This is a genomic window from Nocardia carnea NBRC 14403 (genome assembly GCF_000308515.1).
GTDB lineage: Bacteria > Actinomycetota > Actinomycetes > Mycobacteriales > Mycobacteriaceae > Nocardia > Nocardia carnea.
This window is the reverse complement of sequence record NZ_BAFV01000082.1, coordinates 1-340: the sequence shown is the minus strand read 5'-3', so window position 1 is coordinate 340 and position 340 is coordinate 1. Positions and strand designations below refer to the sequence as shown.

Genomic DNA, 340 nt, shown 5'->3' with positions numbered 1-340 from the left:
TTTTCTCGCCGGTGGCGGGGTTCCACAGTTGGACACCATCGCCGTCGCTGCTGGTAACGAGGATATCGCCAGCGGGGCTGAGAGGTGCTGAGTAGATACGCGGAGGAAGCCTTTTGATGCGATGGGGAGTAGGAGAATGCCATAGACGCGTGCCTTCAGCACCGCTGGTGGCGAGGATGTCGCCCGTGGGGTTGAAGGCCATCGAGCCAGCGGCGACGCCTGTGTTGGGGATGTCGCGGATTTTCTCGCCGGTGGCGGGGTTCCACAGTTGCACACCATCGCCGTCGCTGCTGGTGGCCAGGATGTCCACCATGGGGTTGAAGGCTATCGAGTCGGCGCC

General features: G+C 62.9%; 1 protein-coding gene. It reads right to left on the bottom strand.

Translation table 11 applies throughout. From position 1 onward, the window contains the following. Positions 1-313, bottom strand: a 313-nt coding sequence (locus ON22_RS36910) for a WD40 repeat domain-containing protein (protein ID WP_218000703.1), incomplete at its 3' end; no start/stop codon positions are given. Positions 314-340 lie beyond the last annotated feature (27 nt).